Source organism: Haemophilus sp. THUN1690 (genome assembly GCF_059704375.1).
The window spans coordinates 97,191-111,235 of the sequence record NZ_AP046582.1 but is presented as its reverse complement, the minus strand read 5'-3'; the positions used below and the strand labels follow the sequence as shown (position 1 = coordinate 111,235).

Below are 14,045 nucleotides of genomic sequence, written 5' to 3'. Positions count from 1 at the left end.
GCGCAGCTTTATGCAATATTTATCTTGAACACTGCCTTTACAAGCGGTTAAATTTTACGAGCAGTTTGCATCTTTAATTATTACTCTTAACTTATTTGAGCTATAATTAAACAGTTAAAAAATTTTATTTTGATTACTCTATAAGAGAGCCTTTCCATGAAACTTGTACATCATAAAATCATTACATTGCTACTCCTTGGTGCATTGCAATCTCCATCTGCTTTTGCAGAAGAACTTGCTGATATTCTTCGCAATGCTTTGCGAAATGATCCTGCATTACTTGAGGCGAGCGCTAATACAGAAGGCGCTTATAATGAAATGGAAGCATCTAAAGCTGGGCACTATCCAACATTTTCGTTAACGGGACAAAATGTTGTCGCCCAGCAACATACTTCTAATAATGCCAGAATGCGTGATGATGTTGGCATTAAATCCCGTTTAAATTTATATGCTTGGGGTGGAATTCAAGCTGCTGTTGAGCGTGATAAACATAAAATGGAATATTATCAACATAAATATTATGAAACGCGCGAAGAATTAGCCAACACGATTAGCACTCTTTATTTAACCGCACTTCGTGCAAAAGAATCCATTGCAGTTGCTAAAAAAAATATTAAACGCCATGAGAAATTCTTAGCAGATTTGCGAGTAATTAGTGAATATGATTCAGGTCGTCGTTCAGAGATGACACAGGCACAATCCCGTTATTTACAAGCACAATCAACAGAAGCGAGTTTACAGAAAACGTTATCGGTTACTTTGAGTAAATTAAACAAATATAGCTCAAAACGTTTAACTGAAAAAGATATCGTCGATCCGTTTAATAAACAGAATTCAGCACAGCTTATTGCACTATTCGATAAAGTGCCAATCACTGCACATCCAAGTGTGAAAGCGCAAGAATCAGAATACAGTAGTGCATTATCGGATGCTGAAGTTGCAAAAGCTTCAAAATATCCCTCTATTAATTTAGAAGGAAGTGCAACTCGCCATGATAGAAGTGTTGCGGTAACGATGACTTGGGATCTTTATAATAAATCTGCTGATTATGCACTGGAGAAGAGCCACGCAGTAATACGCTCAGCCAGAGCGCGTTCAGATGAGTTATTACGTGATATCCAGGAACGAGCAGAAACAGCAAAAGTGGATATGAAGCAAAGTGAGCAACGCGCTAAAATTGTAAAATCACTGATTTCGACACAATCTCAAGTTGCTCAAGACTATGAGCAACAATTCTATATTTCTCACCGCACTTTGCTAGAAGTATTAGATTCTTATGCAGAATTAGCCGCAACGGAGACAAGTTATGTGGAAGCACAAAATGATTACCGCGATGCAGCTGTGGCATATTTATTGGCGAAAGCAAGTTTAGCAAAATGGGCAAAAATCCCGGATTTTAATGCAAATGGTCAGTTCTAAGTAGAAGGCATTTTGTAGATAAATTTTATGAATTCAATTATTAAACATTTAGCTATTGCAACAAAGCTACTCAATCAACCTGTTGCAGAAGAGGCGTTAGCCGCAAATGTCGCAAGGGATCGAAATTTAAATGCGAATATTCAATCACTTAGCGAAGTATTGCGTAGTTATGGATTTGAAAACCATATTTCTCGCCGTAAGTTAGTTGAGATTCCTTCACTAGCGATGCCAGTTATTATTATTTTACATAATGACGAAGCTGCTGTTGTGAGTGAGGTAAAAGGGCGTGGCGAAGAGCGTGTTTATGTTGTTCGCCAAGGTGATGCGCCAGCACATGAGGTTAGCCATAAAGATCTTGAAGCACAATATTTGGGATTCTGCTGGTTTATTAAGCCAAAATTAACTGCGGATCACCGTTCTGAATTACCAGAATATCATTTACCAAAAGCCTGGTTCTGGAAGGTTATTGGTCGCTTTAAAAAATATTACTACCAAGTCATTTTAGCCTCTTTTTTAATCAATATTTTGGCATTGGTGAGTTCACTTTATGTGATGAATGTGTACGATCGAGTGATTCCAAACCAAGCATATTCAACATTATGGGTGTTAAGTATAGGCGTATTCTTAGCTATTACCTTTGAATTTATTGCTAAAATGATACGTTCGCATTTAACTGATATTGCTGGTAAAAAAGCTGATTTAATAGTCAGCTCGGCACTTTTTAGACGAGTAATGGCATTACGTTTAATTGAACGTCCAATTTCTTCGGGCTCTTATGCGAATAATTTACGCGATTTTGAGGCGGTGCGTGAATTTATGACAAGTGCTAGCTTATTGGTATTAGTTGATGCACCATTCTTATTGCTTTTCTTATTTGTCATGTTTGTTATTGGTGGAAAATTGGTTATTGTACCTGCAGTGACTTGTGCTTTAGTGTTGCTAATTTCTTTTGCAGTGCAGCCAACATTAGCAAAACGTATCAATGAAAGTATGAAAGAGAGCTCTCAACGTCAGGGGCTAGCAGTTGAAGCGGTAGAAGGCATTGAAACATTAAAGGTTAATAACGCAACTAACTGGGCTCAGCAGCGTTGGGATAGACTCAATGCTTTAACAGCTATCAGTTCAATGAAAGTTAAGCAGATCAATGAATTTGTTTCTAACTTTACAGTAGGGCTACAGCAATTAAATACCGTAGGTTTAGTTGTATTAGGTACTTATTTAATTCACGATGATGTCGTTGAAGCTCGTATTACAATGGGTGCGGTAATTGCTTCGGTAATCCTTTCTGGCCGCGCACTTTCATCTCTTGGGAAAATTGCAGGATTAGCCATTCGATATCAACAAGCTAAGAATGCACTCAAAGGTGTAAACTCCATTGTTGAAAGACCAATTGAACGAGATCCAGAACGTTCTTATGTAACACTTGATCAAGTACAAGGTCAGATAACCTTTAACAATGTCGTATTTAAATATAATAAAGATTCGCAACCTGCTATTGCAAACCTTAATTTAACCATTCGTCCTGGTGAAAAAGTTGCAATTTTAGGGCGAATCGGTAGTGGTAAAAGTACATTATTAAAATTAGCGAGTGGGCTATATGAGCCAACGGGCGGAAATATCTTGTTAGATAATGTAGATATTCGCCAAATTGATCCGAATTTCCTACGTGATAAAGTCACTTTACTTAATCAATCCCCACGTTTATTCCTTGGGACATTACGTGAGAACTTAGATTTAGCCAGAATGGATGGTTATTCAACAGACCAGGAATTGCTTGGTGCATTGCGTAATTTCCATTTAGATCAGTTGGTTCGTAACCATCCTAAAGGTTTGGATATGCCACTCGGTGAAGATGGTTTAGGGCTTTCTGGTGGACAAAAACAAATTGTTTCATTAGCACGTTTGACTTTACGCCATCCTCGCGTTGTTTTATTAGATGAACCCACAACAGGTTTAGATGAGCAAACTGAACAACAAGCGCTAGGCGTGTTAGCTCAATGGGCTAGAGATAAAACCGTTGTAGTGGTGACGCATCGTTTACAAGTGTTACCAATGGTTAATCGTGTCGTTGTTGTTGATAATGGCCGTGTCGTGATTGATGGCCCTCGAGATGCAGTTATTGCAAAATTGCGTGAAAATGAAGAGCGACAAGCACAAGCAGCACAGGCAAAAGCGCAAAATGTTGCACAGGTTGCCGCTGAGAAAAAAGAAGAAAAAGGTGAGTAATATGTCAAATCAGCAAAGAGAAAATATCAATCAAGAGGATTTAAAGCTGATTAACGATCTAAATGCAGCCTTACAATCGGAAAAACATACGGGTTATTTTTCAATAATTAGTTTATTTTTGTCTTTTATCATTGCTTTTATCATTTGGGCATATTTTAGTCCGCTCGAAGAAGTTACCCAAGGACAAGGACGAATTATTCCAAGTAGCCGTGAGCAAATCGTACAAAGCCTCGATCCAGGAACGATTCAAGAAATGTTAGTCAAGGAAGGAGATACCGTTGAAAAAGGACAAATTCTCTTAAGATTAGATGATACCCGTAGTTCTGCTATTTTACGTGAAAGCCAAGCAAAAGTAGAAAACTTAGAAGCTATGGTAGCTCGTTTACAGGCAGAGGCCTACAACACAAATCTTGTTTTCCCTGACCATATTTCAGATGAATTAAAAAAGCGTGAAGAAGCCGCTTACGTTTCTCGTCGTAGAGCGATGGAAGAACAAGTTTCGGGTTTAAGACAAAGTAAAGATGCGCTTGAACAGCAAATAGCTATAGCAGAACCAATGGTAAAACGTGGCGTTATGTCACAAGTTGATCTTTTACGTATGCAACGTGATTCACATGATTTAGAAGCACAAATTACAGAACGTCAAAACCGTTATACAACAGATGCAAGTAATGAGTTAGTAAAAACAGAATCGGAACTCGCACAGGCTAAGGAAAATATGGCAATGCGAGCTGACCCCGTTGAACGTTCACAAATTCGTGCACCAATGAAAGGGATTGTAAAAAATATTCGCATTAATACGATTGGTGGAGTTGTTAATGCTGGGCAGGATATTCTTGAAATTGTACCGATTGAAGATAATCTTCTAGTTGAGGCTTATATTCGCCCGAATGATGTTGCATTTATCCGCCCTGGTTTGCCTGCAGTTGTAAAACTCACCGCTTATGATTATGCCATTTATGGTGGTTTACAAGGCGAAGTGACTTTAATCAGCCCAGATACATTAAGTGATGAAAAACATAATGCTAGTGAATTAAAGCTAAATATGAATAACGTGTATTATCGCATATTAGTGAAAACGTCAGGGAGCCATCTTGTTGATAAAAACGGGAACGAAATGCCAATTATTCCTGGGATGGTTGCAACAGTAGATGTTAAAACTGGTGAGAAAACAGTGTTTCAATATTTAATAAAACCAATTACGCGAATGAAACAGGCATTAAGAGAGCGATAAATTTCAAAGTGCGGTCAGAAAATATATAAATTTCTAACCGCACTTTTTCTTTAATGAATCGAAATAATTAAATCAATTCTACCGGTACTTTCACCACCAGTTTTTTCACAATAGTAGATTTACCGTTTACGGTGCAACCCGGTTTATGGGGTTCATAAGGGAAAAAGACGGCGAACATTTTTGGTAAAAGTGTCACGGTGATTTTATCTTCAATTTGTGGGGTTAATTGGTAATCATCTGCTTCATGATATTCATCGTATAAGCAAAGATTTGGATAAGTCGCGCTTACTTCAACATTTTCTTCACCACGAATAAGTAATTGAATATCTAGATATTTGTGGTGAAGTTCAGCCTGTTTGCTATCTGCTTCAACCGTATCAAATTCCATGACATTCATATAGACTTGCTCGCTTAAATCATGACGACCATTTTCTAATGCTTCAAGATCTAAAGTATTGAGATGATCGCAAATGTCTGCGATAACTTTTGGTAACCCCACTTTAAAATTTGGGTTATTTAATGCACTGATAATCATAGTATCTCCTTACGTATGTATTTCTATGAGAATATGATAACAAGTCGGTTAAATGAAATAAAGTTACCAATCACACAAAAACCCCTGTATAATGCTTAAGCTTTATTTTCTACATTAGCGTGCGGCTATCAAAAGCAATTTTACTCACTCGAAAGTGCGGTTATTTTTACAAAAGATTTCTTTTGCTAGTCGCAATCTGGAAAATAAGGCATTGTTTTTAATATAAATTTCAAGGAAAACATTGTGAATCCAATTGTTAAACAATTTAAATACGGTCAACATACCGTTACTCTAGAAACCGGCGCGATTGCACGTCAAGCAACGGCTGCGGTTATGGCAAGCATGGACGATACCACAGTATTCGTGACTGTTGTGGCTAAAAAAGATGTGAAAGAAGGTCAAGACTTCTTCCCATTAACCGTAAACTACCAAGAGCGTACTTATGCGGCGGGTAAAATCCCTGGTGGATTCTTCAAACGTGAAGGTCGTCCATCTGAAGGCGAAACTTTAATTGCACGTTTAATCGACCGTCCAATTCGTCCATTATTTCCAGAAGGTTTCTTCAACGAAATCCAAGTTGTGGCGACTGTGGTTTCTGTAAACCCACAAATTAGCCCTGACTTAGTGGCAATGATCGGTGCTTCTGCAGCATTAACCTTATCTGGCGTGCCTTTCAATGGTCCTATCGGTGCAGCACGTGTTGGTTTCATCGACAACCAATTCGTATTAAACCCAACGATGGCTGAACAAAAACAAAGCCGTTTGGACTTAGTGGTTGCAGGTACTGACAAAGCCGTATTAATGGTTGAATCTGAAGCTGATATCTTAACTGAAGAACAAATGTTAGCGGCAGTCGTATTCGGTCATCAACAACAACAAGTTGTGGTTGAAGCAATCAAAGAATTTGCAAAAGAAGCTGGCAAACCACGTTGGGATTGGGTTGCACCACAACCAAACACAGATTTAATCAATAAAGTAAAAGCAATTGCTGAAGCACGTTTAGGCGATGCATACCGCATTACTGAAAAACAATCACGTTACGAACAAATCGATGCGATTAAAGCGGATGTGATTGCACAAATCACAGCAGAAGATGAGGAAATCAGCGAAGGTAAAATCGTAGATATTTTCACCGCACTTGAAAGCCAAATCGTTCGTGGCCGTATCATTGCAGGCGAACCACGTATTGACGGTCGTACCGTTGATACTGTTCGTGCATTAGATATTTGCACTGGTGTATTACCACGTACTCACGGTTCTGCGATTTTTACTCGTGGCGAAACGCAAGCATTAGCTGTTGCAACCTTAGGTACCGAACGTGATGCACAAATCATTGATGAATTAACGGGTGAACGTCAAGATCACTTCTTATTCCATTATAATTTCCCTCCATATTCTGTAGGCGAAACAGGTATGATCGGTTCGCCAAAACGCCGCGAAATCGGTCACGGTCGTTTAGCAAAACGCGGTGTAGCGGCAGTTATGCCTAGCCTTGCTGAATTCCCGTATGTTGTGCGTGTTGTATCTGAAATCACTGAATCTAACGGTTCTTCTTCTATGGCATCTGTATGTGGTGCGTCTTTAGCATTAATGGATGCAGGTGTACCAATTAAAGCAGCTGTTGCAGGTATCGCAATGGGCTTAGTAAAAGAAGAAGAAAAATTCGTGGTGCTTTCAGATATCTTAGGTGATGAAGACCACTTAGGGGATATGGACTTTAAAGTAGCGGGTACACGCGAAGGTGTAACGGCACTTCAAATGGACATCAAAATTGAAGGTATCACCCCTGAAATTATGCAAATTGCATTAAACCAAGCGAAAAGTGCACGTATGCACATTCTTGGTGTAATGGAACAAGCAATCCCAGCTCCACGTGCGGATATTTCAGATTACGCGCCGCGCATCTATACAATGAAAATCGATCCAAAGAAAATCAAAGATGTCATTGGTAAAGGTGGTGCAACAATTCGTTCACTAACTGAAGAAACTGGTACATCAATTGACATTGATGACGATGGTACAGTGAAAATTGCCGCAGTAGATAGCAATGCAGCGAAAAACGTGATGGGACGTATTGAAGAAATCGTTGCAGAAGTTGAAGCTGGTGCAATTTACAAAGGTAAAGTTACTCGTCTTGCTGACTTCGGGGCATTCGTTGCTATCGTTGGAAATAAAGAAGGTTTAGTTCATATTTCTCAAATTGCTGAAGAGCGTGTAGAGAAAGTGAGTGATTACCTTCAAGTTGGTCAAGAAGTAACCGTTAAAGTGGTTGAAATCGATCGTCAAGGTCGTATCCGCTTAACCATGAAAGATCTTGCACCAAAACAAGAAACTGAAATTAACCAAGAAGATTCTGTAGAAGAACAGGAATAATCTTGGAATATAGAATCAAAACTTGGTAGCGTTCGCTGCCAAGTTTTGTTGTTTTCCCAACTTTTAGGCATAAAAAAAGCAAATGCGGTGTTTTCGCTTATCTCGCCATTTTATAGTCTATTTATTTAGCTTATGTGCGATCTTACTCCTTGCAGGCTGTGTTCAGTCTAGGGGCGGTTTTGTGTCTAAAAATCATGTTGTGTTGGCTGAACAAAATCCGAATACTCACTTTGAACAAGAAGTGATGATCGTGCGATTAAGCCAAGTACTACTCGTTGGAAAAATGAGTAATGAAGAACGTGCATCGCTACATTTTGAACGTGGCGTACTCTATGATTCCCTTGGATTATGGGGACTTGCTCGTTACGATTTTACTCAAGCCCTTGCATTACAGCCTAAAATGGCATCTGTGTACAATTACTTAGGGCTTTATTTATTGCTTGAAGAAGATTACGACGGCGCATTGGAAGCATTCAATACGGTGTTTGAATTAGATTCAAGTTATGACTATACCCACCTTAATCGTGGTTTAAATTTTTATTATGTAGGGCGCTACCATCTTGCTCAGCAAGATTTCTTACAGTTCTACCAAGCCGATACAAAAGATCCCTATCGTGTCTTATGGCTATATTTGAACGAACAAAAATTAAAACCACAAGAAGCCCAAACAAACCTTGTTGAACGAGCAAAAGGGCTATCAGAGGACTTCTGGGGTACACATATCGTTCAATATTACTTAGGACGCATCTCTGTAGAAGAATTACAACAACGTGCGAGTGAATTTGCTGAAAATTCACAACAATATGCTGAAATTCTCACAGAAACCTATTTTTATCTAGCAAAACAAAAACTCAATGTAGGGCTAGTAGATGAAGCGGCAGCTTTATTTAAACTAGCTATGGCAAATCAGGTTTATAACTTTGTTGAGTATCGTTTTGCCGCGTTTGAACTAATGAAATTAAAACCGGTTCAAACAGAAGACGAAAAAGAAGAGAAAAGTGCGGTAACAAAAGCGATTGTTTTCTAAAAATCAATCAAAAAAACTTACCGCTCTTTGTAGTAGAACGAATAGAAAAATTCATTCGCTCTGCTCAACTTAATAAACCGAAGGCCTCTTTGAGCTTTCCTTATTTATATTCGAGTATTTTAATGACTGACAAAATTACTTTTAATGACTTAGGCTTACCTGAGTTCATCTTAAAAGCTGTTTCTGACTTAGGTTTTGAAACCCCTTCTCCAATTCAACAAGCTTGTATCCCACATTTGCTCAGTGGCAATGATGTGCTAGGTATGGCACAAACGGGTAGTGGTAAAACCGCTGCCTTTGCACTGCCTTTATTAGCGCAAATCGATCCAAGTGAAAAACATCCACAAATGTTAGTAATGGCGCCTACTCGCGAACTTGCTATTCAAGTTGCCGATGCATGCGAACAATTTGTTAAATATGCTCATGGCTCCCGCATTGTTACCTTATATGGTGGCCAACGTTATGACATTCAGCTTCGTGCATTAAAACAAGGCGCACAAGTGGTTGTGGGTACACCAGGCCGTATTCTTGACCATATTCGCCGTGGAACATTAAATCTTTCAGAACTTCGTTTTATCGTATTAGATGAAGCAGATGAAATGCTACGTATGGGTTTCATTGATGATGTAGAAACCGTCATGGCAGAATTACCAGAAAATCACCAAACAGCGTTATTCTCTGCAACAATGCCTGAACCGATCCGTCGTATTACGAAACGTTTTATGAATGATCCGAAAGAAGTGAAGATCAAAGTTAATAACGAAAATGCCCCAGATATCGACCAAAGTTGTTGGTATGTGCACGGTGTGCGTAAAAATGAAGCTCTTCTTCGTTTCTTAGAAGTGGAAGATTTTGATGCAGCGATTATCTTTGCTCGCACTAAAACTGGTACTTTAGATATTACAGAACTACTTGAAAAAAATGGTTTCCGTTCTGCCGCACTTAATGGTGATATGACACAACAATTGCGCGAACAAACACTCGATCGCTTACGTAACGGCAGTTTAGATATTGTTGTGGCAACCGATGTAGCCGCACGCGGTATTGATATTGAACGTATCAGCCTTGTGGTGAACTACGACATTCCGCTTGATGCAGAATCTTATGTACACCGAATTGGCCGTACTGGTCGTGCAGGTCGTTCTGGTCGTGCTTTATTGTTCGTTGAACCTCGTGAGCGTCGTTTACTTCGTAATATTGAACACCTAATGAAAAAAGGTATCAATGAAGTAGAATTGCCAAATCATCTTGTGTTACAAGAATGCCGCCGCAAAAAATTCGTTGCAAAAATTACGAAACAATTAGAACATCACGATTTAGAACAATATCGTAGTTTATTAGAAGACTTATTCACAGCCGATCAGGATCAAGAAGATATTGCTGCAGCAATGTTAATGTTGCTACAAGGAAAACAAAAATTAATTCTTCCACCAGATCCGCCAATGGAAAAACGTCGTCGTGAACGTAATGAACGAGATGATCGCCGTGAAAATCCACGTTCAGCTGAACGTCGTGGCGAACGTAAAGGCTACGGAAATCCACAACCAATGGATTTATATCGTATCGAAGTCGGTCGTGCAGATGGTGTGGAAGTTCGCCATATCGTTGGTGCGATTGCTAACGAAGGTGATATCAATAGCCGCTATATTGGCCATATCAAACTTTATGATGACTACACTACCATTGAATTGCCACAAGGTATGCCGAAAGAATTATTGCAACAATTCGGTAAAACACGCGTATTGAATAAACAAATGCAAATGTCTTTCTTAGGTTCAGTGAAGTCTGATAGTTCGCGTGGCGGCGATGATTTTAACGGTAAACGTAAAGGCCGTGGTGGCGATTTCCGTGGAGAACGCGGGCGTAATGAACGCAGTGGTGACAATCGTGGAAATCGTAAATTTAATGAAAAAAGTAACCGCTCTTTTAGCGATAAACCACGCCGTGATCGCAGAGGATAATATCCTTACGATATAAAGAATAGTGTTATTTCCTAATGTTTTTGCATCATTTAAAATTTAGCACTACTCGGTGAACAAAATTTAGCCCCTTGAACCTCAAGGGGCTTTTTATTGTCTATTGCTTAAATTCTGGCTACAATCCCGCAAAATTTTTATATAGGAAAAATCATTGAAAGGTCTCTTTTTACGTATTATTACTGCCTTGGCTTTATTACTTTGGGCTATTGATATGGTATTCCCATGGCAATTTCTACTCCATGCTGAAGAAAACCACTATATAGCAATTCAAGAACGAGGCTCACTCATTGTGGGCACAATGAACAACCCTATTTCTTATTTTATAAATAAAGATGGTAAACGCGGTTTTGAATATGAATTGGCTAAAGAATTTGCTGATTCACTCGGTGTAGAACTCGAAATTAAAACTTTCAATAATCAAGAACAATTATTTAATGAGTTAGATAAGCATAATATTGATTTAGCTGCGGCTCACCTTTTATATCATCCTAATAATGCAGAGCGTTTCCAAATTGGCCCAGCATATCATTCAGCTTCATGGCAATTAGCTTATCGAAAAGATGAACAACGCCCTAAAAATCTAGGTGATATTAAGAAAGAAATTTATATCGCTAACAATTCATCATTGGAAGAAACACTAAAAGAATTACAAAAACAATATCCACAATTAACTTGGAAAAGAAATCAAGCGTTTACTCAAGAAGAACTATTACTACAGCTGTCTGAAGGAAAAATTCCTTACGTCATTGCTAATTCCATTGATATCGCTGCGATCCAACAAATCAAACCAGAATTAGCCATTGCCTTTGATATTACTGATGAAGCAAATATTCACTGGTATTTACCAAATAATGCCTACAATGATCTGCAAGCTGCCTTACTCAATTTTATGAATAACGCACAAGAAACAGGGCTAGTAGATAATTTAAAAGAAAAATATTTAGGGCATATTTCACAATTTGATTACGTGGATACGCGCTCTTATATGAACGCAATTGAAAATACACTGCCACAATTCTCACCGCTCTTTGAAAAATATAAAGGTAAATTAGATTGGCGATTACTCGCAGCAGTCGCTTATCAAGAGTCTCATTGGAATCCAGATGCAACATCACCTACGGGCGTGCGTGGCATAATGATGCTGACGAAAGATACCGCACAACATATGAAAATCAGCGATAGAACAGATCCTGAACAAAGCATTAAAGCGGGATCAGAATATTTACACTGGCTGATTAGTCAAATTCCAGAAACCATTCAAAAAGAAGAAAAAATTTGGTTTGCCTTAGCTGCCTATAACATGGGGCTGGGACACTTAATTGATGCACGTCGTTTAACTAAAAATCTTGGAGGAAATCCAGATAATTGGCTCGATGTGAAAAAAAATCTGCCTTTATTAGCAGAAAAACGCTATTATTCCCAACTCAAATACGGCTATGCGCGAGGCTATGAAGCCCATCAATATGTAGAAAATATTCGCCGCTATATGAATAGCATTGTGAATTATCATCGAGTCCAAGAAAATCAAACAACGAATGATAATGCAAACAACGAAAGTGCGGTCAAGAATTCAGAAGAAATAAAAGAAAAAAAGGATAAATAAAATGTTAAAACGCAAAACTTTTCTTAAAAAGAAAACCAATTTACAACAAACCTCTTTATCACGTAATCTACGTTTGAGACGCTTGAAACACCGAAAACAACAGCAATTTGCGAGACATTCATTACAATTTGTCGTACAAGAAATTTGTTGTTAATTAAAGCATCTCTATCTAACAAAAAAACGGGTTAAAACTTATAGTCTTAACCCGTTTTTTATCAAAATTTATGCTGTTTAGCTTAAGCTAGAGGAATCTCCGCATCTGGCTCGCCAGTTAAGCGATTACGTAAATCTCGACGAATAACCTCAATAGTCCAGAACCAGAAAATATGCCCAACTAATTCTGAAATATGTTCATATAGCGGCCATTCTGCAACTGGTGGGGCTAAACCTAGTGTGGGGAAAGTGATATAGTGCACGCAAATATTAGCAATAATCCCTGCTCCAATACCTTGCCAAAACTTAATTTTTGGAAAACGCTCTGCGACTAAGCAATAACCAATTGCAAAAACTAAAGAAAAGATCATATGGATAACACCAATCCAATTGAATTCATGATCAGCAAAGGTAAATGCCACATCTGTTGGATTAACACCTAAATATAGGTAGTGTACTAAAATAGTTTGTGGATGAGTCAAGTTATTATTCTGATTTCACATCAAGGTTCCCAATTTTTACGCCTAATAATCCAATAAAAATAGGATCGAAATAATCACTCAGAAATTTGAATAACTCATTTAGTTCTGTAAAAGAGCGCTGAATTTTTATTTGATCTTCTACTTTACGAACGAACTCATAACGTATTCTATTTTCTTCAAAATATGCAGTTAAAGTGAGGTAGATAGTTTCAAAAAAATGGCTTTTTGCCCCCTCTTCACCAGGATCGCTAATGCGTACATTCCATGTATTATTAAACAGGACTTGAGGCTGATTTGACATTTTATACTCCTTTTTACTATTTTTAGCCTAAGAAAAACCCGATTATAAAGTTTCTGTAATCAAAAAATTTATAATCGGGTTTTTCAAACATTTTCCCTGCGTGTTTCGCTTTACGTTGGTAACTACCTTTCCCTTTACGTTTTTTCTCAACACGTTGGCGAAATAATTTATCATGCAATAATGCCATCACTGCATTATCTTTGATCACTCCTCGAGTGTGCTCATAAACGGTTTCATTTTCAACCGCACTTTTTTGTTGCTTTGCCATAATTTTTCCTTAAAAAAGCCGCGGAAGGATTTCCACGGCGGGAGTATTATACGCGCAAACGTTTAAATTACAAAATCTCAAGTACACTTTCTGGCGGACGCCCGATTTTAGCTTGATTACCATTGATAACGATTGGACGTTCAATAAGCGCTGAATGTTCACTCATGGCTTTTAATAATGCAGCTTGAGAGAGATCTAAATTATCTAAATTTAAGCTTTTATATAAATCATCTTTCGTACGCATCATTTGACGCACATCATCAATCCCTAATTTTTGGGCAATGCTTTGTAATTCATCAATGGAATATTGCTTTTGCAAATACAATTCAACTATTGGCTGAACTCCTTGATTTTCTAATAATGCTAGCGTTTCACGACTTTTTGAACAACGAGGGTTGTGATAAATCACGACAGACATAGGATTTCCTCTTAGTAGCTATAAAGA

At 38.2% G+C, this 14,045-nt stretch carries 12 protein-coding genes and 1 pseudogene; 8 read left to right on the top strand and 5 right to left on the bottom strand.

Annotation, left to right across the window (positions count from 1 at the left end):
• Positions 1-156 precede the first annotated feature (156 nt).
• Genes AC6H22_RS00520 through AC6H22_RS00510 form a run of 3 tightly spaced genes read left to right on the top strand, consistent with a single transcriptional unit; the run spans position 157 to position 4,879 of the window.
• A complete protein-coding gene (locus AC6H22_RS00520; RefSeq protein WP_497515159.1) occupies positions 157-1,419 on the top strand; it encodes a TolC family protein in 1,263 nt (420 codons plus the stop codon).
• Between the two features lie 27 nt (positions 1,420-1,446).
• Positions 1,447-3,645 carry a type I secretion system permease/ATPase gene (locus AC6H22_RS00515; protein ID WP_497515158.1) on the top strand — a complete coding sequence of 733 codons (2,199 nt, stop codon included), beginning with the start codon at positions 1,447-1,449 and terminating at the stop codon, positions 3,643-3,645.
• A gap of 1 nt (position 3,646) precedes the next feature.
• Positions 3,647-4,879, top strand: a complete 1,233-nt coding sequence (locus AC6H22_RS00510) for an HlyD family type I secretion periplasmic adaptor subunit (protein WP_005626766.1) — start codon at positions 3,647-3,649, stop codon at positions 4,877-4,879.
• A 67-nt stretch (positions 4,880-4,946) separates the two neighbouring features.
• Here AC6H22_RS00510 and nanQ read toward each other — a convergent pair whose 3' ends face one another.
• On the bottom strand, positions 4,947-5,414 hold the full coding sequence (gene nanQ, locus AC6H22_RS00505) for an N-acetylneuraminate anomerase (protein WP_005626764.1): 468 nt from the start codon (positions 5,412-5,414) through the stop codon (positions 4,947-4,949).
• A gap of 243 nt (positions 5,415-5,657) precedes the next feature.
• On the opposite strand from nanQ, the gene pnp reads away from it, so the two are divergent.
• From pnp to AC6H22_RS00480, 5 genes are all read left to right on the top strand, one after another.
• Positions 5,658-7,787, top strand: coding sequence for a polyribonucleotide nucleotidyltransferase (pnp, locus tag AC6H22_RS00500; protein ID WP_497515157.1), 2,130 nt, complete (start codon positions 5,658-5,660; stop codon positions 7,785-7,787).
• 82 nt (positions 7,788-7,869) lie between these two features.
• A complete protein-coding gene (gene nlpI, locus AC6H22_RS00495; protein ID WP_046952636.1) occupies positions 7,870-8,814 on the top strand; it encodes a lipoprotein NlpI in 945 nt (314 codons plus the stop codon).
• A 122-nt stretch (positions 8,815-8,936) separates the two neighbouring features.
• Positions 8,937-10,775: a DEAD/DEAH box helicase gene (locus AC6H22_RS00490; RefSeq protein ID WP_114892390.1), complete on the top strand. Its 1,839-nt coding sequence runs from the start codon at positions 8,937-8,939 to the stop codon at positions 10,773-10,775.
• A gap of 169 nt (positions 10,776-10,944) precedes the next feature.
• A complete protein-coding gene (mltF, locus tag AC6H22_RS00485; protein ID WP_497515156.1) occupies positions 10,945-12,396 on the top strand; it encodes a membrane-bound lytic murein transglycosylase MltF in 1,452 nt (483 codons plus the stop codon).
• Position 12,397: 1 nt separating this feature from the next.
• Complete coding sequence (locus AC6H22_RS00480; RefSeq protein ID WP_005631066.1) at positions 12,398-12,550, top strand: hypothetical protein; 153 nt, start codon at positions 12,398-12,400, stop codon at positions 12,548-12,550.
• 82 nt (positions 12,551-12,632) lie between these two features.
• On the opposite strand, the pseudogene AC6H22_RS00475 reads toward AC6H22_RS00480, so the two are convergent.
• The 4 genes and pseudogenes from AC6H22_RS00475 to arsC all read right to left on the bottom strand — a co-directional run.
• A pseudogene (locus tag AC6H22_RS00475) lies at positions 12,633-12,995 on the bottom strand (DUF1440 domain-containing protein); the annotation flags it as partial.
• A 40-nt stretch (positions 12,996-13,035) separates the two neighbouring features.
• Entirely contained in the window at positions 13,036-13,332 is a 297-nt protein-coding gene (locus AC6H22_RS00470; protein WP_497515155.1) for a DUF5377 family protein, read from the bottom strand.
• A gap of 22 nt (positions 13,333-13,354) precedes the next feature.
• A complete protein-coding gene (locus AC6H22_RS00465) occupies positions 13,355-13,600 on the bottom strand; it encodes an alternative ribosome-rescue factor A (RefSeq protein ID WP_046938961.1) in 246 nt (81 codons plus the stop codon).
• 67 nt (positions 13,601-13,667) lie between these two features.
• Entirely contained in the window at positions 13,668-14,018 is a 351-nt protein-coding gene (arsC, locus tag AC6H22_RS00460) for an arsenate reductase (glutaredoxin) (RefSeq protein WP_497515154.1), read from the bottom strand.
• Positions 14,019-14,045: the final 27 nt, after the last annotated feature.